This window comes from Sphingomonas sp. SP5 (assembly GCF_058313455.1).
This window is the reverse complement of the sequence record NZ_JBZFLF010000003.1, coordinates 441,800-465,397: the sequence shown is the minus strand read 5'-3', so window position 1 is coordinate 465,397 and position 23,598 is coordinate 441,800. Positions and strand designations below refer to the sequence as shown.

Genomic DNA, 23,598 nt, shown 5'->3' with positions numbered 1-23,598 from the left:
CGGCAGCCGAACGTTACAGGGTGCGCCAGGCCGATCGGAACTCGATCGGCTGCAGCACGGCCGCCGCTGCGATCTCTTCGTGGTAGCCGACGACACGGCCGTTCCCGAGGCAAACGGTCAGCGCGCCCAGACGGTCCACCCCGGGCAGCATCACGATATCGCCGACGATAGCGGCCGCCGGCGCGATCCGTTCCAGCCCCATGCCGTCGAGGGCTACCTCGATGCTGTCGAAGCCGCGGGCAGCAAGCGCCTTCAGCGCGCTGTTGACGGTCCGGTACGATCCCGATGCCGGCAGCTTCACCTGGTGCCCGAGCAGCCGCAGGTGCGATGCGGTCATGCGGACGCAGTCGGAGGTGCCGAGCTGCATCGGTCGCTTGGACCAGATATCGAGCGTCTTCTGCGCGGCGTCCCGCCGGCGGACGAGCGGGTCAGCCTGCATAGCTGATCCCGGTCGGGTTCTGGCCGGCGATGCCCCAATATACCGGCTCGGCGACCCCGGTCACGAAGTCGAGTCCGGCCTCGCTCGGAAAGATGCTGCGGTGGAAGCCGGCGGACAGGCGGGCGCTCTCATCGTCCTCGAACAGGCGCTCGAAGACGCTAACGATCTCATAGTCGAGCCGCCTGCCCTCCTCGCCGCTGACCAGGGCCGGCACGTCGATCTCGCCGAGGAAGATCAGGTGCGGTGACGGAATCACGGCGCCGGTCATCTTGTTGACGGCGCCGAGATAGATCGCGACTGGCGACCCCTGCATGGTCGGCGAGGCCAGCGCGGCCGCGGCGGCATCGCCGGCCGGGAGCAGCGTCAGGCCGATCGCCGGCGCGTTGTCGCCGGTGCCATCGGTCAGGTTCTCGACGTCCGATATGGTGCCGAACGTGTCGTCCTGGCCGACATAGGTCCGGCCGCCGAATTCCAGGAGCCCTGCGCCATCGAGGAGGTTGACCTCGCCGGAGGGCAGCGTGATCGACACCGCGCCGAACACGAGCGGCGCATCGCTCTTGAGCGCCGCCTCCAGCGCCGGGGTCAGGTTTGACATGGATCAGGCTCGCTCGGTGATGAGGATGGCCGGGATATCGGAACGCGCGCTGGTCAGCTCGTTGTCGATGCTCGCGCCTGCGACGATGCCCTCGATATATGGTTTCGCGAATTCGCATACCGCACCGTCAGCCGGCTTCACCCGCAGCAGCGGGTAGAGGCCGAGGGTCATGCCGCCGTTAGCCGCCGCCACGGCATCGCTGGAGGCGCAGTGCAGATAGCGCCGGCCGCCATGGATGATGCTGAAAAATTGCCCCTCGCGCACCACATAGCCCGGCGTGAAACCGCGCAGCGACAGCGCCAGCCCCGCCTGCCCGGCGCCGTTCACCACCGGCACACCGGGCGCGCCGGTGTCGAGGCCCGGTTGCGGGACCGGGAACAGCGCACCCTCGGTTTTCGCCTGCCGCAGCCGCGATGACAGGATGCGGCCGTCCGGCTCGGGCTTCAGCCGCGGATAGGTGATCTCCAGCGCGAAGCGGTTGCCGAGCCGGTTGAGCCGCTGAAAGGCGCCGCCCATCGGCGCCTTCTGGTCGGCGCCCCAGTCGAGCAGCTTCGGCACCGCCTTGGACGGCAGGCGCGGCTGCGGCAGTTCGATCGCCATGCCTCAGCGCACCGTCAGCGAGCGACGGCGCTGTTTCGCCTGCTGCACGCTGCCGAGGCGCGCAGCGCCCGCGGCGATCCCCGGGGCGGCCGACTGCAGCTGGCCGCCCGAGATCGTGGACACGGTCGCGGTGAACAGGTCGGTATTGAGGTTGATGTCCACCGCCATCCGGCCACCACCCGTGTCGTTCGCCGCCATCATGCGGCGGGACTCGGCCGCCGGGTAGATGCGGGTGCCGCTCGGCAGATCCATGATCTCGTTGCCGTTCTCGTGCACATAGGTGAGACCGCCCGACCAATTGGCCGTCCCGACCGCGTTGCCGGAGAGCAGGCCAGACGTGCCGATCGTCGTCGTCGCGGCGGCCGCACCCTTCCCGCCCCCGAACAGGCTGCCGAGCTTGCCCAGCGCGCTGGTAAGGGTCGGCAGATCGCTGTTGCCGTTGATGAGGTTCTTCAGCGGGTTCATCAGCGCCAGCTTCATGAACTCGGCCTGCAGCTCGCGCGTGATCGCCTTGCCAGCCGAGCCCCAATCGTCCCAGTTGCTCGGATCGAGGACGGTATCGACCAGGCCGGCGCCGAACGCCTTCAGCTCGCCCATCGCCGCGGCCGCGACCTTCAGCTTCACGTTCATCGCGTCCTGGGCGGCGATGCCGGCGACGATGCGGTCGACGTCGGCGGCCGCCATGTCGGGGAACTGGCGCCGGATCTCGAGCGACACCTTCAGCTTGTCGAGCTCGGCCTCACGATAATTGTCGTTGGCGCCGACGAGCTCGAGCTCGCGCTGCGTCAGCGCCAGCCCGTCGCGCTGACCCGCCAGGGTGTCGGCGACATACTTCGCCCGATTGGCCTGGTAGCTGGCCTCCGCTTCCTGCTCCCGCTGCCGGATCAGGCGCGTGCGCTCGGCGGTACCCGCCTTCATGCCCAGGCCATCGGCCTCGATGTTCGCGGCGCGGTTCGCGGCGTTGAGCGCCTTGTCGAGCGGCGCGAGATCGATGTCGGCGATCGCGCTCTTGAATTCCTCGGCGCGGTCGACGCTGCCCTGCATCGCCTTTTCGAAAGCGATACCGGTTTCCGCCGTCCGCGCCCTGGTCATGGCATCGCGATACTGATCGATCAGCGTGTTGAGCTTCGTCAGCGCATCGCCCTGCGCGATCGTGCGCAGCGCCAGCAGCGGCCGCAGGGCGGCTTCATCGGCCAGCGCCGCGGACATATCCGATACCGCCAGGGTACCGTCGCGCACCTGGGCGAGGATGCCCTCACGTGCCGTCGTCTCGTTGCGCATGCCCGCCAGGGTCTTGGCGCCGTTGGCGACCCCTTCCGCGACATTGAGCGCGAGCTGGCGCCGCACCTGGGCATCGACGTCGGTACCGCGCTTGGTGGCGTCGGTCAGCGCCTTGCGCCGCGCCTCCGCCTGCAGGCCGGCAGAGCTGCTCTTGAGATAGGCATCCGCGACATCGAGCGCGGCGCGGGCGCTGGCCTCCATAGAGGCGGCCTCGCGCGCAAGTGATGCGGCTCGGCCCGCGCCGCTACGATCCGCCTGGTTGCGCGCCCGGTTGCCGGCCTCGGTCGCGCGGGTCTCGGCATCCTGGCGGCTGATGACGGTGCCGGCGAGCTCGAGCCGCTGGCGCTGCGCGGCAAGCGCGGCCTTCTCCGCAGGCGTCTTGGCCGCGGCCAGCCGGGCGTCGATCGTCGCGAGCTGGTTGGCCTTCTCTTGTCGCGGGATGAAGGTGTCGACCGCGTTGGTATAGGCGGCGATGGCGGAGGTGATCTGGCGGCGATCGTCGGCGGACGCGTTCGATGGGAGCGCCTTCAGGCCGGCGCGCAGCGTGCCGAGGCGCTTCTGATATTCGTCGCGGCTGTCGCCGGCGAAGTTGCCGGCAACGTCCATGGCGCGCTGCAGCGCCTGGTTGTTCGCGGCATCGACCTTGCGCTTCTGCGATTCCACGCCCGGCAGCAGGCCGCCGAGGCCCTGGTTGATGAGAGCGACCTGCCCCGCCATGTCGAGGTAGCGGCCGAGCGACACCCACGCGGCGTCGGTCTTCACCTTCACCTGTTCCCAGACGTAGGCGAGCCCTTCCGTCTTCGACGCGGCACCGCCGATCGCGCCCTGCAGGTCGCGCAGCAGCTCGGCCTGGGCGCGCGTGTAGTCGCCCTCCTCGACCAGCTTGGCGATATGCTCAATCTGCGCCTGGGTCAGAAAGCCATACTCGCCTGCCAGCGCCTGGGCGCCGGCGATCGGATCCTGGAAGCTGCCGGCGAGCACCTTCTGCGCGCCGGCCAGATCCTGCCCGGTGGCTTTGGCGAAGTCGTTGGTGACTGCCGTGAGGCCGATCAGCACGTCGCCTGATTTGGCGACCTGCAAATAGCCGGCGGTGATCTGCCGGGCGGCATCGGTGGTCATGTTGCCCGCGGCCGCCGCAGCCTCGGCCGACGCCTCCAGCTGCATGCCGGAGAGCCCGAGCGACAAGCCAGTGCCGCGCGCGGCCGCGTTCAGCTTATCGGTTGCGGCCGAATAGTCGTACCACGCCTTCGCGCCGATCGCCGCGGCGGCTCCTACGGCGCCGATCGCGACGCGCGTCGGGGTGAACAGGGCCTGCAGCTTCTTCAAGCCGCCGGCGACGCCGCCCTCGTCCATGCTGAGGACGGACTCGAAGTCGCCCGCCTGCATGATCGCCGCGCGCATGATGGGCGTACCTGCCGAGACGCTGTCGAAGAAGTTGCGGACGGCGGCACCACCGACCACCATCTGCATGCGGTTGAAGCCCGCCGCATTGGTGTGGCCTTCCACCGCCTTCTTCGCCTCGTTGAGGCGCTGCGTCGACATCGAGATCAGCCGGGCATGCTCGACCTCGTTGATGTCGGTCCGCTTCAGCAGATCGTCGTAGGTGGCGAGCTCCTCGTCGTAGCGATGCTGCGCGACCGTCAGCGGATCGAGCAGCGCGCGCAGCTTCGCCACCGTCGCGGCGCGATCGTCCTCGGCCTTTTGCAGCAGCTTCTGCGCCTCGGCCGCCTCGCGGGCGCCGCGCTCCTCCTCCTCGAAGGCGGCAGCGAACACGGCAGCGGACGCCTTGGCCGCGCCGGTCGAACGGTCGAGGTTGACCGTGGCGAACTGCGTGGGGTTGCCGCGCTGGGCGAAGCGGGCGTCGAACGTCGAGTTGGTCGACATGCCGGCGGCCGCCAGCTTCGCGGCGTTCGCCTGTTTCTGGTAGCTGTCGATCTGGCGCTTGGTGAACGTCTCGGTCGCCTGGGCGGCACGCTCGCCCGCCTGTTCCGCGGCGACGGCAACACCGTCCATCGCGTCGACGCCGGTCTTCTTCACCTCGGCGAAGTCGTTCTTGACCTCCGCCTTGCCATCCATTCCGAGCCGGAAGCCGACGTTACGCATCGTCATGGTCGTCCTCCTCCTCGTCGTCGGGCTGGGCCGGGTTGATGATCGCAGCCTCAATCCGGGGCAGGATCGAGACGAGCATGCGGGAGTCCACGCCGGCGGCCGTCGCCATCATCATGACCGCGGCATTGTCGAGGCCGACGGGCCGGGTCGTGAAGCCCTCGGGCGTCGGGATGGTGGCGAGCCTGACCTGATTACCGATACCGGCGATCAGCTCCCAGAGCGCCTGCCCTTCCTCGGTTTGGCAGGCGTCGACGTCGTAGGGACAGGCGGGCTCGCCGGTGTCGTCGTCACGGCATCGACCGTGCTCTCGATATCGGCAGCTAAGCTGGCAGTATCGGGATCCGGCGTCACCGCCGCTGTGGTGCCACTCACAGAGGCGGACGATCCGTTTTTTTCCGCATCCAGCGCCACCCAGGGCGACACATATTCGCGATCGGCGGCCTCAACGAGCCGCGGCTCGGCGAGGAAGGCGGAGATCGTGCCGAGCTCGACGTCGACCACCGCGCCGTCATCGTCGGTGATCTCGCGATCATGAGTGGGCATCACTTCCCCGCCCGCCGCATCGCCGATCCCCGACCAGCCGGTGAGATTGTAGCGGATCACCGCGGCCGTGAAGGCATCGGCAGCTCGCTGCATGCGATCGGGCTGACCGTCACGCATCACCGCTGCGACCGCCGACCGCGCCGCGCGCAGCGACAGCGGCGTCGGTTGCGGGTTAAAGGTGGCGGTGACCGCCGGACGATCGCCGTGCGCGGCGATCAGCGTCCTGGTCACCGGCTGGGGGCTGCCAAGCTGGAACATCAGCCTTCCTGCCCGCTCTCGCCCTCGTCGTCGTCGACGGGCGGCTCGATCCACTCGATCCGGATCTTGCGATCCTCCTCGATGACGACGAACGCATCGTTCTTGCGGACAAGGTTGCCGTCTTCAACCGCATAGCGGGACACCTTGCCGGCATCGCTGTCGGCAGTGATGACGCGGATGAGCGGCTCACCGGTCGCCGCATCGACGACACGGAGGTTGGCGAGGATGTCGCTCGGCGTGGTGCCGAAAGCGATCGACGTGGGTGCGGCGACTGCCGCCGCGATGTTGCGCTTGGCCATGTGATGCTCTCCCAAAGGGCTCAGGCGTACGACGGGACGTCGTTGACGAGCGTCGTGGTCAGCTGCGCACCGGACGCGCCGGATGCCTGATAGTTGAAGGTTGCCTGGATGCCCTTCGGGCCGGACACCGGCCGCTTGGGCTTGGGCAGGAAGATGCGCGGCAGCGAGAAGATCAGGCTGCCACCATCCTGCGTCCAGCCGTAGCTCACCACGGCCGGGAGCTTGGCACGGGCCTTGGCGAACAGCGTGCCGCGCGGGCCGCGCGCGGTCAGCGATCCGCTGGTCATCGCCTTACCGGGGTCGACACCGCCGATCCGGCCATCCTCGCGGATCACCTCGACCTTATCCAGCTGGTTGCTGTAGGCGATATCGGCCGAGACGATGTCGGCCGCGGTCACGCCCTCGATCGTGATCTTGCCGGTCGCCTGGGCGAAGCGTGGGCCTCGCAGCGACGTGGCGATGCCGGCGATCGACACGGTGACCGGGTCGCTTTCGCCCTGCGCGATGAACGATAGCGTGGCGTTCAACATGCCCGAACGGGCAAGCGAAATCTTGAGCGAGTTGACCACGGCGCCGTAATTGGTCGTGTAGGACGGCTCGTCCGGGTAACCCATCTCGATCGACGTCGACGGCAGCGACTGCGCGCCCGACGTGAAGACGTGGGTGTATTTGCCGTTGACCGGGCCGGTGGTCGTCGGCGGGCCGAAGGTCTGGCGCAGCCAGAAGCCGATGCCGCGCAGGTCGACCGGCACCACGACATCGCCATCGTTGTTGATGACGTCGGGCACGGGGTCGAGGCCCTCACGGCCGAAGCCGAGCTGATCGTCCTCGATCAGGCCCTGCTCCTCGCCCATGGTGTGGCTGACGAGCGCCAGCTTGGTGAAATTGGTGGCGGGGGTCTGGCCGTACGTCACCTCGGCGACGGCGTTCATGACCATGTTGATGCCAATGGGGCGACCCATAGACTTGTCTCCTGGTGACGGTGGGAAAGGATCAGCCGAGCGGGCTGTCGGTCGAGTAGGAAGCGATGATCGCGAAGTCTGCCCAGCCGATCGGCCTGGCGCCGGTCTTGTCGAGCTCGCCATCGGAAGGCGGCTCGGCGTCGAGGTAGATGCACAGACCGCCGAGCGTGCGGTCCCCCTCGATCGCGACGTCGATCGCCGCGATCATGTCGTCGAGCGCCTCCTGATAGGTGCGCGCCGAGGACTGATAGCCGGCGAGCTCGATGGGGATGCGATGCTCCCACCAATAGGTTCGTGGGGAGAGGTCGACATCCGGCGTGCCCGGATCGCCCGAACGGACGATCGCCATCCCCAAGTCGCTAGCGCGCGCGGGCTTGGCCTCCTCGGCGTCCATGCCCAGCACGTCGGCGCCCGGCAGTGCCTCCTTCACCATCGCCTTCACGGCGGTGAGCACCGCCAGCCGCTTGCGCATTGGCCTATCTCCAGCGGGCGTTGAGGTGGCTGTCGAACCGCTGCTCGGCGATCGCCGCGGGGGCGGACAGGTCGACCGACTTCGGCTTCTTCACCGAGCGGACCAGGCTGAACATGATGACCGCCTGCACGGGACGCGGGTTGCGGGTCTTGCCGCTCAGTTCCCGCTCCGTTGCGCTCTTCCACCGGCCGCTGCGCTTGTTGATCACAAGCCCTTTCAGGACGAGATACGCTACCGCGCGGTGACGGGTAGAGGGCGTCTGAAAGCCGCGATCCCCGGGGGTGATCAGTACGAGGCGCTTGCCGAATTTCGCTTCGACCTTTTCGGGGGTGGCAGCTCGGCCATTCCGTTCGCGTGGACAATCGTCAGTTGGGACGGCGAGGAACTTGCGGCCGTTACGCGCGACCAGCATGCGGCCATCGGCGTAGCTCTCGATGATCGCCGCGGCGCCGCGGCCGTCTTTTGAGGGCTGCGCGTAGATCCAGCCGGACGGCTCGAGGCTGTGGCGACCGCTACGGTTAGGATAGGCGACGCCGCGAACGGCATCGGCCAGCCGATCGCCGAGGCCGGCGGCACGCACCTGGTCGCGGAAGGCTTCCTTCACGTCGTCGGTGGTGTCGCCCATCGCCTCGGTGACGAAGCGGGCAACATCCTTTTCGGACCCGTCGAACAGCTCGCCGAAGTCGGGCCGCTTCATCCTCGGCCGCAGCATGGCCTACAGCGGCTCCAGCTCGCAGGCATGGATATCGCCGGCGCGGTTGAGCCGCGGCTCGCCGGTGACGCGGAAGGCTTCGCCGGTTCGGATGATCACGACGATGCCGCCATGCGGTTCCGGCACCTGGGCGATCGGCAGGTGCATGATGTTGGTGTCGATGACCACGCCATGCGCGTTGAGATCTGCCACCTCGGTCCCACGATCCCAGATACCGGCGATCCCGCCGACGCCATTGAACGTGATCGCCTCGCCGAATTCAGCGGCGTTGAAGAACACGTCCATGTCGGCAGCGGGATCGAACGGCATGGAATCAGGCCTGGTCCGCCGCGTCGGCGGCCGCAGCGGCCATGGTATAGACGTCGACCAGCTTGACGTGGCCCGCCTCGATCAGATCCTCGACGTCCTCGACCTCCAGGCCGGCTTCCTCGGCGATCGCCTTGGTGATGACAGTCCCGGCGGGGATCACGTCCTCGGGCGACACGTGGATTTCCGAAACGGCCTGGGGCAGCTGAACGGTCTCGGGCTTGTCGAGGACGGCGCCGATGATGTTCTTGGTCACCGCCGCGGCGGTTGCGGCGAGGCTCGCCTTCTTCGTGGACCGGCGGCCGGTCGCTGAGGTCTGGGTCATGATGGTCTCCTAGGGTTCATCGAAACCGTGGAGCGCGGCCCGCGCGGCTTCGAAGAACCGGGCCGGCGCTGGTGGCCGGCCCAGTCTGTCAGGCGTCCGTGTCCGCTATCAGCGGACCGTCACGCACATGGTCGCAGCGGCGCGCTTGGGAATGAGGAGACGCGAAGTCTGCGTCTGCACCCACTCGGCCGCCGGGTTCTCATCGATCCAGTTCTTCGGGAACCACTCGATCGGCACGTAGCCGGCGCGCGGATCGAGGATCGCGCCGTAGGTTGGCGTGCCCTCGTAGGCCGCCGGCGCACCGAGGATCACCGTGTAGTCCGGCAGCAGCCACTTCTTCGAGCCGTCATCGTCCTCGTAGAAGTCGTTGTAGACGTAGAGCTCGACGGTGCCGATGCGCCCCTTGAAGACGGGCGAGCCCGGCGCGCCCGGCTGGAAGCCGAGTTCCACCGCGCTGCGCGACTGGCCGAGCGTGAGGTCGATCTTCGTCTTGAACGCCGGGTCGGCCGCGAACAGCGCCCAGGCCTTCTTGTCGTAGATGACATGGCTGTAGGCGGCGCCGACCTCGCTCGACCCTTCATCGAGCCAATCCTCGACGTTCTGCACCGGCGAAACGCCGGTCTCGCCCCAGCGGGCACCGAGCAGCAGCACCTTCGTGAGGTTGGACGGACGATCGAAGTCGACGATCGAGGTCGGATAATCCTCGCCCTTCATGGTGACGCGGCCGGTGCGGATCGTCTCGGCCGCCATGACCTCGTCGCGCCGCTCGATCGCGGTCTTATGCTGAAGCATGTAGTCCAGCATCAGGAGGTCGCGGCGATCGGACATCGCCAGCTCGCCGCCCAGCGCCTCGCCGGGGCGACGCTTCTGGAGCTTGCTCGGATCGACGCGATCGGTCGGCTTCTGATAGCCGGGCACGAAGCTCTCCGTCTGGAAGCCGCGGTCCTGGCGGGGGCGGCCGGCGACGTAGGGGCTGACGAAGGGCGACAGACGACGATCCTCGAACACCTTGTCCCACTTGATATCGGGGGTGTCGAACAGGATCGGCGTTGCCGAGAAGAACAGGCTGCGCAGGAAATTGCCACGAATGCTGAGCGGCTCGATGATGCCGTACAGCGTCGTGACGTCGTAGAGATAATCGTCGTCCATGGGGCTTCTCCAGATAGGCACACGACAAGGGCCGCCCGATCTCGACCGGGCGGCCCTTCAGGATGGAAACTGAGGCGGGGTCGCTGCCCGGATCAGCCGAGGGTGATGTTGCGCCGGCGCAAGGCCTCGCGCGCGCCGTCGGCGGTGATGCCGGCGCCGAACACGAGCTGGTCACGCAGGAAGTCGCCGCTTTCGTAGGCGATCGCCTCGACATCACCGGCGGTGGCGTCGACGTCATAGGCGAGCACCAGGCTCGGCTCCTGGCTGCCGTCGATCGACGCGGCCGCGGCAAGCTTGGCGCGGTCGATCCCGGCCACCTTGGGCGCGGCACCGACGGTCACGTCGAAGCCATCGCCGACGATGAAGTCGGTTGCGCCATCGGTCAGCGTGCCGCGGATATGCTCGTTGACGACGGCGGTGCCGCCGGCGCCGGCGGTGATCACGACATCGCCGAGGACGTAGCCGTTGGGATCTTCCAGCCGGAAGGTACCGCCGTTCGCCGCCGCGACGATGCAGCGCAGCGTATAGGTGCCCGGCATCGCGCGCGGGCCCAGCGGCGCAGCGCCATCGAGGGCAAAGGTGCCATTGCCGGTGTTGCCGCCGGGCCTGGCCGCAACGGCTGCGGCGCCCAGCATCACGATGCCGAGCACCGAGGCGGCCAGGAACTTGGCGCCCGAGAGCACAACCTTACGGCTGCGCAGCTGCGCCTGGGAGCGGATGAAGGTCTTGGGCGCGGCGAAGTTGCTCACCGATCGCGAGGCGCGTTCGTACATGGGTCACGTCCTTGTCAGGAGGATAGCGCGAGCGCAGCTCGCACCAGTTCGGGATTGGAAAGGCGATCAGCCCTTCTGGGCGAGGTGGGCGACCCCACGGATGCCCATCGATGCCGCCTTTGCGACGATCGCGGCCCCGCGCGCCTTGCCGGTCGGCGCCTTCAGCCCCGACTTGGCGCCCTGTTTGGTGTCCGTGGGCAGTTCGCCGGGCTGAACGGCGCCGGCGCGCAGCTGGTCAACGGTAGCGCCGCGGCCCTTGGCAGCCTGCGCAAGGCCGATCGCGAAGTCGCCAGCGGCTTGGCCGCCATCGATCGCCGTCTGGAGCGACGCGGAGATCGTCGTGTCGGGGCACAGGTCGACCAGCGCCATGATGCGGCCGCGCTCATCTTCCGCGGAGGGACCGCTGGCGGTCGGCGCAGCGTCGACGGCCGTGACGGTCACGCCTTCGGCGCCGGCGGCCACGAGGGCTGCCTGGATGGTGGAGGCGTTGTCGGCCGAGCCGACGATCGTGATGGCCGTGAGGCCGGCGAGGATGGACACGGTGCTGGGCTCCTGAGATGCGCGTGTGGCCGCCTTGGCCTTGCGCGTGGGGGTCGATGCCGGCGCGGGCCGGCCATTCACTTTTGCGACGAACTCGGCTTGCGCTTCCGCCCAGCCCATCACCTTGTCGGCAAAGCCGATCTTGACGGCCTCATCGCCGCGAAAGACCCGCGCCTCGGTCGCGCGGACTGCGTCCACGGACATGGCCCGGCCGGCCGCGACGTGATCGACAAAGCGACCGTAGGCATGATCGATATCCGCCTGGATCGATGCACGCACGTCGTCGGGCAGCGCTTCGAAGGGGTTGCCGTCCGCCTTGTGCTCGCCCGCCTGGATCAGGGTGACCTTGATCCCAGATTGCTCGAGCTGTCCCGAGAAGTCGGCATGCATGGTGATGACGCCGACCGAACCGGCGAACCCGAGATCCTGCACGGTGATGTCGTCGCAGCAGGCGGCCAAGGCATAGGCCGCCGAGCATCCGACCCCGCGGATGATCGCGCGGCTAGGTTTCGAACCGCGGTCGTTCATCATGCGCGCGCACAGCTCGAACAGGTCCTCGACCTCGCCGCCAGGCGAGCTGATGTCGACGATCGTGCCGCGCACGTTGGTGTCGCGCTGGGCGAAGCCCCAGGCGGCGCCGATCGCGTCATAGCCGGTAAAGCCCGAACTGGGGCTGACCCCGCCCCCGTTTTCCGCAACGAGCTCGCCGCGAACGTTGATGTGCGCGATACCGTCCTGCACATCGAGGACGTCGGTCGCGTTGAGATCGGGACGGCGCTGGTCGGCACCGCGCTGCGCGTCGATGCGGCCGCGCTCGCCGGCAGCGAGCGTCACCAGCTCGGCGATGTCGCGCTGCTCTCCGCCGGCATGCATCAGCAGCTGACTGACGTCGAAGCGCGGGCCTACCGCGCCGAGCACGATCGCAGCGGTCGAGGGCAGGACCGCCAAGGGCGTGTTGAACAGCCGGCGGGTGATGCCGGCGCGGCTGAAGGAGCGGAAGCTCATTCCTCGTCGTCCTTCTTCTTGTCGCCTTCGTCGGCGGGTTCGGGCTGAGCCGCTTTGGCGGCGCCGGCCTGCGTCGGCACGACGAGCCCCTCGGCCACGAAGGCACGATGCTCGGCGCCGCGCTTGCGGATGTTCTCGCGGAAGCTGCCACCGGTCAGCTCGGCGGTGATCTCCTCGCCGGTCTTCCAGCCATGAGCTTCGTGGATCTCGTAGCCCTTGGCTTCCTGCAGCGGGTTGAGCGTGATCTTGCCGTCACCGCGCCAGCCCACGCCTGCCCAGGCGGCACGACGTCGCAGGTCGGAGAAGAAGCCGGGCATGTCATAGTCGCCGCGCGCGATCTTCTCCGCGAGCCAGCAGACATATTGCCAGACGGCGATATCGCCCTCGAGCCAGGCGCGTTCGGCGCGCACCTGGAGGTAGAACACCTCGAGCTCCGCCTTGCTGGCGGTGTAGGAGCTGTTGAACATTAGCATCAGCACGCCTTCGGGGATGCCGATGGCGGCGCCGATCTGGCGAACGATGGCGTGGAAGAACGGCTCGAATGCGGAGTTCGGCCGGCCGGGCGACTTGATCTCGACATCGGCATCGCTGTCGATCTCGAGAACGGAGCCGGACTCGAAGCGGTAGTCGTTCGGCGGCTCTGGAGGGGCGACGCCGCCCTCCCCGCCCCCGCCACCGCCGGTGCCCGCTTCATCATCCTCGTCGCCGAAGTCCGGCATCGGCATCGGGCTCGCGCCCTTGGACTTGTAGATGACGGCGATCATCGCCGACATGACCGTCGCGTAGAGCTCGGCGTCGCTCGCGTCGGACACCGTCTTCAGAGGCTCGATGATCGTCGCGAGCAAACCGACGCCGCGCACCTGCTCGGGCCGCTCTCTCTTGAACAGGTGGATAACGCGTGGAAGCTGCAGCGTGCGATCCCAGGCCTCAATCCGCTCAGGGACAAGGTTGTAGCTGGGCCGGATCTGCAGATCGCCGGGGTGCTGCCGCAGAACGTGATAGGCGACCGGGGCGCCATAGCTGTCGACCTCGACGCCGCCTGCGATCATGTTGCCGGTGCGCGGATCGATGGCGCCGTCCGTGACCGTCGGCGGATTGCGCAGCCGATCGGCCTCGATCAGCTTCCACGCGGTCTCGGTGCCGCGGCCGGGCTGATCGGCGGGCATGACGCGCATCGCCAGCATGTCGCCGGATGTGATGGCGCCACGGTAGGAAACCGCCTGCAGGCCGTAGCCTGTCGATTTGCGCTCCGCGTCGACGTCCTTGGACGCCATGTAGGCATCATAGTCGGTGGCGATGCGACGGTGCCAGGCCTCGACCTCTTCCGGCTCCAGCCCCAAGGCCACGCCGTCGATCGCCGGCAGCGCCATCAGGCCCGAACCGACGACGAACGTCACCATGCGGTTGATCGCGGCCGTCGCGATCGGCGCGTTCATCACCGCGTCGCGCTGGGTGGCGCGCAGCCGCTCCGAACCGGGCAACGTGTCGGCATTCGCCGACCGGGCGCGGGCGAACCAGCCGCGCCGCTTGCCGCGATCGCCGCGGCCGCCACGGTATCCGCTGCCCCCACCGAACAGGCTGGTCGTGGCAGCGATGCTGGTCCGCGCGACCATGCGTTCGGCGCCGGCTTTGGGCGCGAAGTAGGAGATTGCCCTATCGAGAAGGTTCTGGCGCGCCTGGATCTTCACGTCAGCGGATCCGGTACCGGCCGCTGCGCATCCGCCCGACCGGGCGAGGCGTCGGCAGCGCCCGCTGCACGGGGTTGAGCTTGTCGACCCAGTCCGACCAATAGGCGATGCCCGAGCGGATCGCATCAAGATCCGCGCGCGTCATCTCGCGATCGTCGATCTTGTACGCCTGGCTCGACAGCACCGCGGTCTCGGCCGCCATATACTGCTGAAGCCGACCGTCGGCGATCTCGAGGGTGATGCCTGCCATCTGTGGCTCCTCAGCGTGAGCGGACGACGCGGACACCGCGGCGAGGTCCGGTGGATGTCAGCCGTGCCGGCGTGCCCTGGCGGCTCACCCGCGGCCCGGTAGGGCGCGGCGGCTGCGGAGCAGGGTCGTCATCGGTTGGCGGCGGCAGGACGATCGTCGGCGCCGCGTTCCGCGGTGGGCGCGCCCAGGGCGGCACCATGGAGAGGTTGGGATCGCGCCCGACCTGCTTCATCATGACGACCAGCGAGTAGACGAAGAGGTCCCACGTTTCGTTACGCACGCCTTCCGGCTTCACCCAGAGGCCCTCGATCTCTTCCTCGGCGCGCAGCTCGGCGATCCAGGGGTTGACCAGGCGGTTGAGCGGCAGGTCGGCGAATTCGCGAGGCAAATCGATGAAAGCGGGCCCGGGCGCCGGCCGGCGCAGTCGGTAATCGGCGATCGACTTGAACCGGTTGACGTTGGGCACCCACAATTCGCATTCCGGCGCGTCCGGCATCTGGCGCTTCGCGTCGATCGTCGGGGGCGGCAGGAGCTTACCCTTGGGTCGGTTGCCGCCCTTCAGCAGCACGATCATCGATGCCGGCAGCGCGGGCCGGCGCTCGGCGAGGTTGCCCGACACCATGTCGTGCCACCACGCATAGGCATTGTCGGTCGCGTCCTCGGCGCCGCCCGTATCGAGCCCGGTGCACAGCACCCGCATCGACTGCGAGGGGTCACGCTGCATCGGATAGCGCTTCGCCAAAACGCGCTTGTAGAGGACCTTCCAATGTTCGCGCCGGCGGAAGGGCTCGACCTTCGTGATGCCGTCGTCGAGCGTCAGGATATCGAAGCGGTCGATGATCCACGCCCGGTTGTTGAGACCATGGCCTACAGCGAGGACCGAGAAGCGGTCGACGCCGAGGTCGACCGTATGTGTGATGGCGACGACGCCATCGGGCACCGTGCCCATCCGATAGGTCGACGCCTTGGCACGTTCGGTCAGCGCATCCTCGGTCACCGGCGCGTCGCCGCGCCCGCGGCCCGGATCGTTGCGACCGATCTTCGTCTGCCAGAACGACTTGATCGGGCCGTCATCCTGGTGCTCCTCGAACCGAAGCTCGGCCGAGCGATGCTGCCGCGCCAGCGAGGACCACGGCGCCAGGCCGAACACGCCGTCCCAATAGTAGGAATCGGTCGTGTTCGGCTCGATGTCCCCCGTCTTGCCCGAGTTGCTGCCGGTGGACCACGGTACCGCCGTCTCACCCTTCCCCACCCAGCGCCCCGTCGCCATCAGCGCGGGCTTGTCGGTCTGGAGGTGGATGCCGCCGCAGCCCTCATGGGGGCAGACCATGACGGCGCTATCCGCCGCCTCCACAGGCGTTCCGTCCTGGCGGAAGCTCAGGCGCTCCCACGCCATTTCGAACGGGTCGCCGCACATCAGGCAATCGACCCACCAGCGGTTGCCGGTGCCGGAGGCGACGAGCGCCTCGATGCCGCGCTTCGGACCCTTCTTGGGGCTGGAATTGACGTAGAGCTTCCAGCCGTAGCCCTGGAAGCTGGTGGTGCGCCCCTCGAACAGCGATACGGCATCGCCCTGGCCGCCGATATCATCGTCGAAGTCGTCGAGATCGTCGAGGCGGCCGCGCGAGAAAGGCCGGGCGCGAAAGTTGGAGCCGGTCGGCCACAGAAAGTGCCAGTCGCAGCCGCGGAACTGCTTCAGGTGGATGTTGTCGGCCGACGATCCGGTCAGCTGCCGGGCCTTCACGTCCGGGCATTCGTCGAGCAGCTTGTCGATCTGCGTCGTTACGTAGCTGTGGATCAGGTTCTTGTCGCAGAGCCAGAACCCGATGTCCGCCGGGTCGTATATGACCGAATGGACCTGCCAGTTGTTGCCGATCTCCGACTTGCCCATCTGCGATGGACCCATGATCGCGATGACGTTGTACGAGCACGTCATCATCAGATTATTGGTCGGCTGCACCAGGTGCTGCATCGGCTCGGGGCTGTCGCGCCACGGTCCGCTGTACGCACCGGGGTTGCGCAGATAGCGGTGACGGTTCGCCGCCTCCATCGGCGTCACCTTCTCGGGGAACGCCACCTCTGCGAAGGCTTTGACGATCGCGGCGCCGGCGTCGGCGAACCTTGGCGGCTCCCGGCGACGCTCCATGAGCATCGCCAGTGCGCCCAGGCGCGGCGCCTGCGCTTCCTCAGTCTCCGGCGCCGACATCGACGCCGAGCTTCTTCACGAACGCAGCCAGCCGGTCGCCGATCTTCGTCTCGATCGCCAGCTCGGTCTCCTTGTCGAGGCCGAGCTCGCGCCGGATCTCAGGCGCGACACGCAGCAGCTGGCGTCGGAGCTCGATCACCGCGTTCACGGTCTCCTCGTAGATCGTCGCGGCTTTGACGAGCTCGCCGATCGCCTCGCGGTATTTGAGCTCGACCATGCCGGCCTGAAACTCGGCCGATCGCTCGCTCCCGGTCATCCGGAAGCCTTCGTCGTCTCCGCCATCGCCAAGCGCCATCAGGCGCCATTCGGCGAGCTGCGACAGGCGGGCGTCGTTTTCCGGGTCACCGCCGCGGGACCGGTCCTTCCACCAGGCCACCGCACCCGGCGCCGCGATCTTGAAGCTGACGCCGCGGCGGCCGCGCTCGATCATCCACGGCGCATCGGGCGGCGCGTCGGCGAGATGCTTGCGCATCGTCTCGGGCGTGACGCTGCAGATCGAGGCGAATTCGTCGAGGCTGACGATCAGCTCAGGCTTGGCCCGCTTCTTCTGCTGGCGGCGGGGTGGAACGGCTGTGCGCGGCATCTAACCTCCCGCCCCCGTCCAGCGGCTCGGCCGAGCAATCCGAAACACGAATAATAAGGCGTAGCCCCGGAAAATATGGGGAACGTGCACGCGTCGCGGCTTCGCCCCCCGTATCGGTCCGGCCCGCCGGGGAGGACCCTAGGGGGTCAGTCCGGATCGGATCAGACCCCCTCGGGATCGATCAGGCCAGCCCGAGGCGGCGCGTCTCCAGGATGGAGCGCGGCGTGCCGGGCGTCAGGTGCATATGGCCCGGTCTGCCCCGCAGCAGGGCACCCAAGCCTTCGATGACCAGAGCAGCCACTGCGATCAGCGGCGAGAGCAGCAGCGAGGCGAGCGAGAACAGGCTCAGCAAGAGGCGCATTCGATATCCTTCCATTGGGCACGATGCCCCGAGGCGGCAGGCATCGCGACTGATCGTGGTCCTACCGCGGGAAACAGGAGCGCTGGTCACGCTGGGTCGCAGGCGGCAGCGAAGCCTGCAGTCGAGCGGTGAAGCTTGCCGACTGCCGCTCCTGCACACCGATGAGGAGCGGCGCGAGCGCACCGCACCGGTTGAGGATCACTGGAAGCCGCGGCCGCGCACTACGGCGCGCACATCACCGGCGACCGTCTCGGTATCGTCATGCAGCACCTCTCGCTGCACCAGGCTGTGCCCCGGCGTGTCGAAGCGGTCAGCGAGGTCGAGCAGCTGCTCGGCTGCGATGCGCAGGCGATCGCCCTGCGTGAGGGGCTTGGGTGCGGCCATTGCCACCTCCGAATGTCAGACATGCTTACGACTTCCTCCGCAAGGCTGCGGGGAAGGTGTGGCGGGCGCGCAAGGGTCAAAGCCCCAGATCGTCTGTCCCGGTGACCGCTCAGGCGGTGGCGGCGGCTAGGCCGTCTGTTTGTGCTCAGCGGCTGGCAGTAGGCGCCAGCCCTCAATTTTCCATGAACGGTTGCCGAACTGGACCCGGGCGCAGGTCTTGTTGATCGACTCGACGATGCCGGTAATGCCCTCCATCGCCGGCATGCCTGTGACATTTACCCCGGCGCCAAGCGCAAAGGTCATCGGCTTGCCCCGAAGCTCGCGCAGCTGGGCCAGCTCCACCGCCCGCGCGGCGCGCCGGCGCGCGGCCTCGGTCTTGGCCTTGGCCATGCGGATCCGCTGCGTCTCCTGATAGGTCTCGGCGTCCCGTATCGCCTCGATCTCCGCCCGCTTGGCCGCTTCCTCGGCCTGCAAGCCGGCGATCTGACCACCACCAATGATCGGGGCCTTGCCGGCGCGATGGAAGATCGAGAATGCCGGATGCTGGCTGGCGGGGTCCGCGGCCTCGGCGGTCAGGGCGACCAAGTGTTCCTCCCGGGCGAAGAGGAAGGTCGGCAGGATCGGCGCGTCCACTTCGATCGTCCGCGTCCCGCTCAGCGTCTTCGCGCGTATCGTGCGCCGTGTCACCATCGATGGTGTCCAGACGTCGTAACCCGCTGCGCGCAGCGATCGCAGCAGCGGCAGCGTTTGGCCGCCGCTCGTGCGGAGGATGAACCAGCGCGCCATGAGGGTCAGGCGTTGGCGAGATCGAGGGGGATGCCACGCCACGATGCGTCAGCCGCCAGGCGCTCGTAAAAGCGAGCATAGGTGCGGGAGCCAATGACGCGAATAGAGTCGCGGAGCGCGTCCATGGCTCGATTCCAGCGCTCGTCGTCGATCGGTACGCGCAGCAGCATGAACATGCCGGAGTGGCTAATCTTCCCCTGCTTATCTACGTCGAACACCTGATCGACGAGAGACCGAAGCTCGATGCGGCTATCGGCAGCCCATTCGCGCAGGCATTCATCGATCATGGTTTTGGCGACCAGCAGCTCGGCGCCGAACTCGAGCCGGTCCTGGACGGCAATCTGCACGCGCTCGCAGCCATCGTATGACGTCAGCGTGATGTTGCCCTTCGTTCCGCCGATCGACGCGCCATAGTCCTGCGCGAGCAGAGCCTGAAATTCACCTACGCGATTGAAGACGCTTGGTCGGAAGGCGGCGAGATGTTCGCGAAACGCGCGCGCTTCGCTGACGAAGGCGCGCACGAGCTCATCCATTAGGAGATCGACAGGCTTCACCGCCTCAATCGGCACCAGCGAATCCTTGGCGTTTCGCAGGTACCATTTGCCGCCGACGTCGATCGCTGCGGGATGCGGCTTGTGGCTCATGCAGCGCTCGCCAAGTTGCGCACGGTTTGGCTCATCCCGGCGAGGCCGTCGGCGATGCGCCCGAGGTCGACGGCATCGAGCAGCGAGCGGATGTGATTTTTGTCGACAGGCAACTTCTCACCCGGAGCTTCCTGAATCAGGGCGATCAGGTCGCCCTTGCCCATAGCCATGCGATCGCCGGGCGTGGCGTCCATGAAATCTCGCATGCTCTTTGTGTCAGCCGCCATGATGCCCCCGTCAGTGCATTGGAGGCGGTAACTCAATGAGCGGGAGAACAGGGAGGTGCTCAATTGTGCCCTGGTATTCAAGAGATCCCAGAGCTTTGGAGTGACGCCATCCACCACGGCCAAGCGCCTCGTTGATCATTTCACGGCATCGCTGAAGATCACGAATGCGAATACCCCGCCGCGAGGCCAAGGGCCGCTCGATCACACCCAGCGCTACGAGTTGATCGACCAGCTTACGTGCGCGGGATTGCTGGATCGGTGGCCGCATAGCGAGCCCGATTTCGCCATAGCTCGGGCTGGTGCCGGAGCGTTGGATCCGTTCGATGATATATGCGAGCGCTTCGATGCGCCGCGGAACTGCGACGGCATCTGGCCTCGCCACCCTGTTCACACAATGCCTCAGGTTGCCAACCTCGACCCAAACGTTTGCTCGATCGATATAACGTACTTAAATTCCGGCAACACTTCATTCTTAGTGCCCATCTTTGCTGCCACCTTCACCCCCAAGCCCAGCGCCGCTGCCTTTCCCGCGGCCAAGACACTATTAGTTGCAGCATACGTCGCGGCTGCAGCGCTACCGGCAGCGCCCAAGTCTGCTAGCTTGAAATCCAACGTCAGGTTGGACAACTTAGTTATAAGACCCGCTTCCGCGATCGTTCTGCGTTGGGCCGCTGCCGCCGACGCAAGTTTATCAGCGGCCGCAGCTAAGGCGTAGCCATCTTCGGGGTTCGATCTCACAGTTTTGTAAATCTCATCTAGATACACTCTTAATGCCAAAAGCTCGTCTCTGCGCTTAGTTCTGAATTCAAGCACTTCATCGAGCGGCACGTTTAAGGCGGGAATCGCAAGAAGATTGGTAAGATCGACAAGTAGCTTCCGGGTAGAATCGCCTTTGTCGTTATTCAAAATGCTCTGCCCATGCCCCAAAGACCACCGACCTGGCTGTGTCTGTTCGGCATATGCAAAAGCTAATTCGTGAAGATTTATAAGCGTACTTTTACTATGTACACTTCCGTGGGTCCCTCCACTCGTGCGGAACATTATGCCAGCGTCTATGAGAAACTTGGCGTCGGCGCTCACGGGCACATCTACAATGTCCGACTTCGGCCAATCTAATCTATCCCACAAAAACAATGCAGATCTTATCTCGTCGGCATTAGCTCCTTCAACCCCGACTACTTCTCCATCTCCATCGTCCTGGATACCCGCCATTAATATGAGCCCCCGCTCGTTCTCAGCCAGCATTTCCTGCCGATTGATGATCGTAAAGCTGATAGGAGGCCCGTTACCTGTGACAAAGGTGTCTGGTTTCGCTTTGTCGGATAGCCTTGCACCTGTAAGCGCCGCAAACTCCTCAGGCGTCAGGCGCTCGGCAAATTGAGAAACATTTTCGACATTGCAAGGTGCAATGTAGAAGTATGCCTCGTTGTTCCCCTTCATCACGTGCGTAAAGTCACGACGTCCGGTTTTCAGAAGCATTTCGTAGAAGGGCCGCGCCTCTTTGGGCTGGGCTATGAACCACTTACCTGTTCCAATGTCAAAAGATGTGCCTCTGGGTATACGAAGCTTCGGCATTTTAAAGTTTCCTCCCGTGTGACCACTCTCTGATTTAAGCAAGGCAAGCGGTACCTTTCCTCACGTGCACGGCATCTCTACTTTCCGCTGTCAGCACCGCATCTCGCCGTTGCGTTCTTCAAAAGACTTGCGAGCTGGCGCTGTTTGAATCGGCTGAGCATCACATACAGCGCCGGCAGCTCGCATCACAACGCACATCGGCCCTTTCCGCTTTTGATTCATTCTGTGGCGGAGCACCCTCCGCGCAAATCCCGCTTTCTGGTCATAGCCAGCCCTCTGTATCCCTCAGTACAAAGCGATATTCACATCTGCCCCACCTAAGCAGATATGCTACTTTCAAGCCGCGGCATCTACCATCACCGGCGCCCGCAAGGCTCTGCTGCAAGGGACCAAATTTTGGGGAATAATACAATGGCTAACGCCACCAACCCTCGCGATCGGCGTCCAGATGTGCCGCCTGTGGTTCGCTTCTCGCCTGTGGGCGCGTGTATCTACTGCCGCCGGCAGCCGCCGGAGGTTACGTTGACCGACGAGCATGTCATCCCATTCAGTCTTGGTGGCTGGTTGATACTCCCAGATGCATCCTGCCTAGACTGCATGAAGGTCACATCTGCAGTGGCTGGTAAACTGTGCTCTTCGATGCTGCTAGCACTACGTGCGCATCATGACTTTCCAACCAGGAACAAGAAGCGGCGCCGAACCACTTTGCCGGTAGGGACATACGGCGATCCTGACGAGATCAGCACACAGGACGTTCCGATTGAGCAAGCGCCGGGCATTGTCATGTTCCCGATTTTTCATGCTCCGGCACTGATCACGGGCGGCGCCCCGTCGCCAGTCCCCGATCTGCTCGGGTTCCAAGCAGTTCCAACCACGGAGGACGCTGGCCAACGCGCCCGCGCTTTGCAAGAGAGCGGGCAAGGAAACGGCATCATAGTGGGCCACACGGCGCCCGATGCGTTGGCTCGCGTACTTGCGCAAATTGCGCTGGGCTATGACGTCTCGCAATCGGGCCGTATCCCCGACGATGATGTTTTAGCAAACATAGTTCTTGGGCGATCAAAAACGACGAATTGCTTCATAGGCGGCCTCATTATGAACATCCCATCGGTCATCCCCAATGGTCGAGCAGGTTTGGCACTAAGCCAAGTCTACCCCCTAATAGCCCGAGTAAATGGAGAAAACTACTTAGCGATTCAAGTAAGACTATTTCCATATCTAAACTCTTCCAGCCCTGAGTCCGAAGCAGTCCAACACATCATTCCCATATACCTAGTTCTAGTACGTAAAACGGTGCCAGCTGATGCAGACACCATACTCGAACTAATCTTCGAGAGAGCAGAAAATCCAGAAACAAATGACGTAGTGAAATGTTTTGAGATCACGAACGGTCAAAGAGTGGCAGAATTCATCGGATATGACGATGGCATGATGATGAGGCACGCCATCTTTTAACGTCGACACGCAACATCCCTTGCCCCAGCCACGGTACTAATGAGCTTCTGGCAGACGAAATCAGCCGATTTGGCTGCCCCTATGATCTCGTCATCGAAGCGCCGAACCTATCTTGAAGATGAAGAGACCGCCAAATACCTGCCACGCTAAGCAAGCAGCTGCGGCGGAGATACCCTCCGCCGCGCGTCCGCAACAGGCGCGGAAATGCGCGGTTTATTGACCGGGTTTTGATCGATATACCCGCGCGATACCCGCACCTATGCGCTCACGCATGCTCAGGTTGTCGGTTCTCCGCGTTCAGCTTTATGCCTAGCGCGCGGAGCACCTTCATGACCGTATCAAGACTTGGATTGCCGGTGTCGCTGAGGCTGGCATAGAGCGCCCCTCGGCTGACTCCCGTCTTTGCCGCAATTTCGCTCATTCCACGCGCCTTCGCGACGGTGCCGATCGCTGCGGCAATGTAAGCAGGATCGCCGTTGTCGAATGCGTCAGTCAGTAGTCGCGCCTGCGCACCATCATCAGCAAAATACTTGCTTGGATCGAACGCTTTGGTTCTGGTGGCCATGGTTACCGTCCCTTCTGGGCTAGTCCGGGTTACAAATATCACCACTACTTCGCGAGCTTCTTGGCACGCCTGATGGCGCGCTTTTGATCAGACTTATCGCTTCCATACAGGCTGACGAAGATCGTCAGGTTCCTGATCGTGTAATAGACCCGATAGCCGGGTCCGTAGTGGATACGCAGCTCGCTCACACCGTCGCCAACCGGCGCCGAGTCGCCGAAGTTGCCGACGCTCGCCCGGATCAGCCGGGCCGCGATTGCCTCGCGTGCGATCGGGTCGGTCAGCCCGTCGAGCCATTCTTCGAACTCGTCGGTCTGCTCGACCTGGTAATGGATGGTGGGGCGGCTGCTCATGCGTCCTGTATACAGGACACGCGCCAGCTGTCAACTATAAAGGACATCAACTGCCGATCCTGTCACAGATCGCCGTGTTGCGGTCCATCAAGCCAGGGGACGGCCGTCTGAGCCAGCCCGCTGCGATAGCAATCTGAGCACGATGCCAACCGTGAT

29 protein-coding genes are annotated in these 23,598 nt (G+C 65.6%); 2 read left to right on the top strand and 27 right to left on the bottom strand.

Annotation, left to right across the window (positions count from 1 at the left end; genetic code table 11):
• Positions 1 to 13 precede the first annotated feature (13 nt).
• The 16 genes from AC4GY7_RS10040 to AC4GY7_RS09965 form a co-directional block, all read right to left on the bottom strand.
• Positions 14 to 439 (bottom strand): DUF6950 family protein, encoded by a 426-nt coding sequence (locus tag AC4GY7_RS10040; RefSeq protein WP_491113423.1) that lies wholly within the window; start codon positions 437 to 439, stop codon positions 14 to 16.
• Positions 429 to 1,034 carry a hypothetical protein gene (locus tag AC4GY7_RS10035; RefSeq protein ID WP_491113422.1) on the bottom strand — a complete coding sequence of 202 codons (606 nt, stop codon included), beginning with the start codon at positions 1,032 to 1,034 and terminating at the stop codon, positions 429 to 431. Before AC4GY7_RS10035 ends, AC4GY7_RS10040 begins: the two co-directional genes overlap by 11 nt.
• A 3-nt stretch (positions 1,035 to 1,037) precedes the next feature.
• Entirely contained in the window at positions 1,038 to 1,634 is a 597-nt protein-coding gene (locus AC4GY7_RS10030) for a hypothetical protein (protein ID WP_491113420.1), read from the bottom strand.
• 3 nt (positions 1,635 to 1,637) lie between these two features.
• Positions 1,638 to 5,024: a phage tail length tape measure family protein gene (locus tag AC4GY7_RS10025; protein ID WP_491113418.1), complete on the bottom strand. Its 3,387-nt coding sequence runs from the start codon at positions 5,022 to 5,024 to the stop codon at positions 1,638 to 1,640.
• Entirely contained in the window at positions 5,011 to 5,196 is a 186-nt protein-coding gene (locus tag AC4GY7_RS10020; protein WP_491113752.1) for a DUF7697 family protein, read from the bottom strand. The genes AC4GY7_RS10025 and AC4GY7_RS10020 overlap by 14 nt, the downstream gene beginning before the upstream one ends.
• Positions 5,197 to 5,231: 35 nt before the next feature.
• The gene (locus AC4GY7_RS10015; protein ID WP_491113416.1) at positions 5,232 to 5,825 is read right to left on the bottom strand and encodes a hypothetical protein; all 594 of its coding nucleotides are present in this window, start codon (positions 5,823 to 5,825) and stop codon (positions 5,232 to 5,234) included.
• Entirely contained in the window at positions 5,825 to 6,124 is a 300-nt protein-coding gene (locus AC4GY7_RS10010; RefSeq protein ID WP_491113414.1) for a hypothetical protein, read from the bottom strand. Before AC4GY7_RS10010 ends, AC4GY7_RS10015 begins: the two co-directional genes overlap by 1 nt.
• Positions 6,125 to 6,144: 20 nt before the next feature.
• Positions 6,145 to 7,086 (bottom strand): phage tail tube protein, encoded by a 942-nt coding sequence (locus tag AC4GY7_RS10005; RefSeq protein ID WP_491113412.1) that lies wholly within the window; start codon positions 7,084 to 7,086, stop codon positions 6,145 to 6,147.
• Positions 7,087 to 7,117: 31 nt separating this feature from the next.
• Entirely contained in the window at positions 7,118 to 7,558 is a 441-nt protein-coding gene (locus tag AC4GY7_RS10000) for a hypothetical protein (RefSeq protein ID WP_491113410.1), read from the bottom strand.
• 4 nt (positions 7,559 to 7,562) lie between these two features.
• A complete protein-coding gene (locus AC4GY7_RS09995) occupies positions 7,563 to 8,255 on the bottom strand; it encodes a DUF6441 family protein (protein ID WP_491113409.1) in 693 nt (230 codons plus the stop codon).
• A gap of 18 nt (positions 8,256 to 8,273) precedes the next feature.
• Positions 8,274 to 8,579 (bottom strand): head-tail joining protein, encoded by a 306-nt coding sequence (locus AC4GY7_RS09990; protein WP_491113407.1) that lies wholly within the window; start codon positions 8,577 to 8,579, stop codon positions 8,274 to 8,276.
• 4 nt (positions 8,580 to 8,583) lie between these two features.
• On the bottom strand, positions 8,584 to 8,901 hold the full coding sequence (locus AC4GY7_RS09985; RefSeq protein ID WP_491113405.1) for a hypothetical protein: 318 nt from the start codon (positions 8,899 to 8,901) through the stop codon (positions 8,584 to 8,586).
• 108 nt (positions 8,902 to 9,009) lie between these two features.
• The gene (locus tag AC4GY7_RS09980) at positions 9,010 to 10,050 is read right to left on the bottom strand and encodes a major capsid protein (protein ID WP_491113403.1); all 1,041 of its coding nucleotides are present in this window, start codon (positions 10,048 to 10,050) and stop codon (positions 9,010 to 9,012) included.
• Positions 10,051 to 10,142: 92 nt separating this feature from the next.
• Positions 10,143 to 10,823, bottom strand: a complete 681-nt coding sequence (locus AC4GY7_RS09975; RefSeq protein WP_491113401.1) for a head decoration protein — start codon at positions 10,821 to 10,823, stop codon at positions 10,143 to 10,145.
• A 66-nt stretch (positions 10,824 to 10,889) separates the two neighbouring features.
• A complete protein-coding gene (locus tag AC4GY7_RS09970) occupies positions 10,890 to 12,368 on the bottom strand; it encodes a S49 family peptidase (protein ID WP_491113399.1) in 1,479 nt (492 codons plus the stop codon).
• Complete coding sequence (locus tag AC4GY7_RS09965; protein WP_491113750.1) at positions 12,365 to 13,849, bottom strand: phage portal protein; 1,485 nt, start codon at positions 13,847 to 13,849, stop codon at positions 12,365 to 12,367. The genes AC4GY7_RS09970 and AC4GY7_RS09965 overlap by 4 nt, the downstream gene beginning before the upstream one ends.
• Here AC4GY7_RS09965 and AC4GY7_RS09960 point away from each other — a divergent pair.
• On the top strand, positions 13,767 to 14,012 hold the full coding sequence (locus tag AC4GY7_RS09960; RefSeq protein ID WP_491113769.1) for a hypothetical protein: 246 nt from the start codon (positions 13,767 to 13,769) through the stop codon (positions 14,010 to 14,012). The two genes, AC4GY7_RS09965 and AC4GY7_RS09960, sit on opposite strands and share 83 nt — an antisense overlap.
• Positions 14,013 to 14,057: 45 nt before the next feature.
• Here AC4GY7_RS09960 and AC4GY7_RS09955 read toward each other — a convergent pair whose 3' ends face one another.
• From AC4GY7_RS09955 to AC4GY7_RS09915, 9 genes are all read right to left on the bottom strand, one after another.
• Positions 14,058 to 14,306, bottom strand: a complete 249-nt coding sequence (locus AC4GY7_RS09955) for a DUF6148 family protein (protein WP_491113397.1) — start codon at positions 14,304 to 14,306, stop codon at positions 14,058 to 14,060.
• Positions 14,307 to 14,316: 10 nt separating this feature from the next.
• Positions 14,317 to 16,512, bottom strand: a complete 2,196-nt coding sequence (locus AC4GY7_RS09950; RefSeq protein WP_491113395.1) for a terminase gpA endonuclease subunit — start codon at positions 16,510 to 16,512, stop codon at positions 14,317 to 14,319.
• Positions 16,493 to 17,095, bottom strand: a complete 603-nt coding sequence (locus tag AC4GY7_RS09945; RefSeq protein ID WP_491113392.1) for a hypothetical protein — start codon at positions 17,093 to 17,095, stop codon at positions 16,493 to 16,495. Before AC4GY7_RS09945 ends, AC4GY7_RS09950 begins: the two co-directional genes overlap by 20 nt.
• A gap of 181 nt (positions 17,096 to 17,276) precedes the next feature.
• Positions 17,277 to 17,456, bottom strand: coding sequence for a hypothetical protein (locus AC4GY7_RS09940; protein ID WP_491113390.1), 180 nt, complete (start codon positions 17,454 to 17,456; stop codon positions 17,277 to 17,279).
• Positions 17,457 to 17,654: 198 nt separating this feature from the next.
• Positions 17,655 to 17,840: a hypothetical protein gene (locus tag AC4GY7_RS09935; protein WP_491113388.1), complete on the bottom strand. Its 186-nt coding sequence runs from the start codon at positions 17,838 to 17,840 to the stop codon at positions 17,655 to 17,657.
• A 126-nt stretch (positions 17,841 to 17,966) separates the two neighbouring features.
• Positions 17,967 to 18,626 carry a hypothetical protein gene (locus tag AC4GY7_RS09930; protein WP_491113386.1) on the bottom strand — a complete coding sequence of 220 codons (660 nt, stop codon included), beginning with the start codon at positions 18,624 to 18,626 and terminating at the stop codon, positions 17,967 to 17,969.
• A 5-nt stretch (positions 18,627 to 18,631) separates the two neighbouring features.
• The gene (locus AC4GY7_RS09925; RefSeq protein WP_491113384.1) at positions 18,632 to 19,270 is read right to left on the bottom strand and encodes a DUF3164 family protein; all 639 of its coding nucleotides are present in this window, start codon (positions 19,268 to 19,270) and stop codon (positions 18,632 to 18,634) included.
• Positions 19,267 to 19,464, bottom strand: coding sequence for a hypothetical protein (locus AC4GY7_RS09920; protein WP_491113383.1), 198 nt, complete (start codon positions 19,462 to 19,464; stop codon positions 19,267 to 19,269). Before AC4GY7_RS09920 ends, AC4GY7_RS09925 begins: the two co-directional genes overlap by 4 nt.
• A 432-nt stretch (positions 19,465 to 19,896) precedes the next feature.
• Positions 19,897 to 21,072 (bottom strand): DUF6236 family protein, encoded by a 1,176-nt coding sequence (locus AC4GY7_RS09915; RefSeq protein ID WP_491113381.1) that lies wholly within the window; start codon positions 21,070 to 21,072, stop codon positions 19,897 to 19,899.
• A 411-nt stretch (positions 21,073 to 21,483) separates the two neighbouring features.
• On the opposite strand from AC4GY7_RS09915, the gene AC4GY7_RS09910 reads away from it, so the two are divergent.
• The gene (locus AC4GY7_RS09910; protein WP_491113379.1) at positions 21,484 to 22,527 is read left to right on the top strand and encodes an HNH endonuclease; all 1,044 of its coding nucleotides are present in this window, start codon (positions 21,484 to 21,486) and stop codon (positions 22,525 to 22,527) included.
• 265 nt (positions 22,528 to 22,792) lie between these two features.
• Here the strand turns inward: AC4GY7_RS09910 and AC4GY7_RS09905 are convergent, their stop codons facing one another.
• Complete coding sequence (locus tag AC4GY7_RS09905) at positions 22,793 to 23,092, bottom strand: addiction module antidote protein (protein ID WP_491113377.1); 300 nt, start codon at positions 23,090 to 23,092, stop codon at positions 22,793 to 22,795.
• Between the two features lie 44 nt (positions 23,093 to 23,136).
• On the bottom strand, positions 23,137 to 23,442 hold the full coding sequence (locus AC4GY7_RS09900; RefSeq protein ID WP_491113375.1) for a type II toxin-antitoxin system RelE/ParE family toxin: 306 nt from the start codon (positions 23,440 to 23,442) through the stop codon (positions 23,137 to 23,139).
• Positions 23,443 to 23,598: the final 156 nt, after the last annotated feature.

Bases quoted from the DNA above. Each gene is read 5' to 3' on its own strand.
- AC4GY7_RS10040 (WP_491113423.1), bottom strand. From the start codon at position 439: ATGCAGGCTGACCCGCTCGTCCGCCGGCGGGACGCCGCGCAGAAGACG.
- AC4GY7_RS10035 (WP_491113422.1), bottom strand. From the start codon at position 1,034: ATGTCAAACCTGACCCCGGCGCTGGAGGCGGCGCTCAAGAGCGATGCG.
- AC4GY7_RS10030 (WP_491113420.1), bottom strand. From the start codon at position 1,634: ATGGCGATCGAACTGCCGCAGCCGCGCCTGCCGTCCAAGGCGGTGCCG.
- AC4GY7_RS10025 (WP_491113418.1), bottom strand. From the start codon at position 5,024: ATGACGATGCGTAACGTCGGCTTCCGGCTCGGAATGGATGGCAAGGCG.
- AC4GY7_RS10015 (WP_491113416.1), bottom strand. From the start codon at position 5,825: ATGTTCCAGCTTGGCAGCCCCCAGCCGGTGACCAGGACGCTGATCGCC.
- AC4GY7_RS10010 (WP_491113414.1), bottom strand. From the start codon at position 6,124: ATGGCCAAGCGCAACATCGCGGCGGCAGTCGCCGCACCCACGTCGATC.
- AC4GY7_RS10005 (WP_491113412.1), bottom strand. From the start codon at position 7,086: ATGGGTCGCCCCATTGGCATCAACATGGTCATGAACGCCGTCGCCGAG.
- AC4GY7_RS10000 (WP_491113410.1), bottom strand. From the start codon at position 7,558: ATGCGCAAGCGGCTGGCGGTGCTCACCGCCGTGAAGGCGATGGTGAAG.
- AC4GY7_RS09995 (WP_491113409.1), bottom strand. From the start codon at position 8,255: ATGAAGCGGCCCGACTTCGGCGAGCTGTTCGACGGGTCCGAAAAGGAT.
- AC4GY7_RS09990 (WP_491113407.1), bottom strand. From the start codon at position 8,579: ATGCCGTTCGATCCCGCTGCCGACATGGACGTGTTCTTCAACGCCGCT.
- AC4GY7_RS09985 (WP_491113405.1), bottom strand. From the start codon at position 8,901: ATGACCCAGACCTCAGCGACCGGCCGCCGGTCCACGAAGAAGGCGAGC.
- AC4GY7_RS09980 (WP_491113403.1), bottom strand. From the start codon at position 10,050: ATGGACGACGATTATCTCTACGACGTCACGACGCTGTACGGCATCATC.
- AC4GY7_RS09975 (WP_491113401.1), bottom strand. From the start codon at position 10,823: ATGTACGAACGCGCCTCGCGATCGGTGAGCAACTTCGCCGCGCCCAAG.
- AC4GY7_RS09970 (WP_491113399.1), bottom strand. From the start codon at position 12,368: ATGAGCTTCCGCTCCTTCAGCCGCGCCGGCATCACCCGCCGGCTGTTC.
- AC4GY7_RS09960 (WP_491113769.1), top strand. From the start codon at position 13,767: ATGCGGTTGATCGCGGCCGTCGCGATCGGCGCGTTCATCACCGCGTCG.
- AC4GY7_RS09955 (WP_491113397.1), bottom strand. From the start codon at position 14,306: ATGGCAGGCATCACCCTCGAGATCGCCGACGGTCGGCTTCAGCAGTAT.
- AC4GY7_RS09950 (WP_491113395.1), bottom strand. From the start codon at position 16,512: ATGTCGGCGCCGGAGACTGAGGAAGCGCAGGCGCCGCGCCTGGGCGCA.
- AC4GY7_RS09945 (WP_491113392.1), bottom strand. From the start codon at position 17,095: ATGCCGCGCACAGCCGTTCCACCCCGCCGCCAGCAGAAGAAGCGGGCC.
- AC4GY7_RS09940 (WP_491113390.1), bottom strand. From the start codon at position 17,456: ATGCGCCTCTTGCTGAGCCTGTTCTCGCTCGCCTCGCTGCTGCTCTCG.
- AC4GY7_RS09935 (WP_491113388.1), bottom strand. From the start codon at position 17,840: ATGGCCGCACCCAAGCCCCTCACGCAGGGCGATCGCCTGCGCATCGCA.
- AC4GY7_RS09930 (WP_491113386.1), bottom strand. From the start codon at position 18,626: ATGGCGCGCTGGTTCATCCTCCGCACGAGCGGCGGCCAAACGCTGCCG.
- AC4GY7_RS09925 (WP_491113384.1), bottom strand. From the start codon at position 19,270: ATGAGCCACAAGCCGCATCCCGCAGCGATCGACGTCGGCGGCAAATGG.
- AC4GY7_RS09920 (WP_491113383.1), bottom strand. From the start codon at position 19,464: ATGGACGCCACGCCCGGCGATCGCATGGCTATGGGCAAGGGCGACCTG.
- AC4GY7_RS09915 (WP_491113381.1), bottom strand. From the start codon at position 21,072: ATGCCGAAGCTTCGTATACCCAGAGGCACATCTTTTGACATTGGAACA.
- AC4GY7_RS09910 (WP_491113379.1), top strand. From the start codon at position 21,484: ATGGCTAACGCCACCAACCCTCGCGATCGGCGTCCAGATGTGCCGCCT.
- AC4GY7_RS09905 (WP_491113377.1), bottom strand. From the start codon at position 23,092: ATGGCCACCAGAACCAAAGCGTTCGATCCAAGCAAGTATTTTGCTGAT.
- AC4GY7_RS09900 (WP_491113375.1), bottom strand. From the start codon at position 23,442: ATGAGCAGCCGCCCCACCATCCATTACCAGGTCGAGCAGACCGACGAG.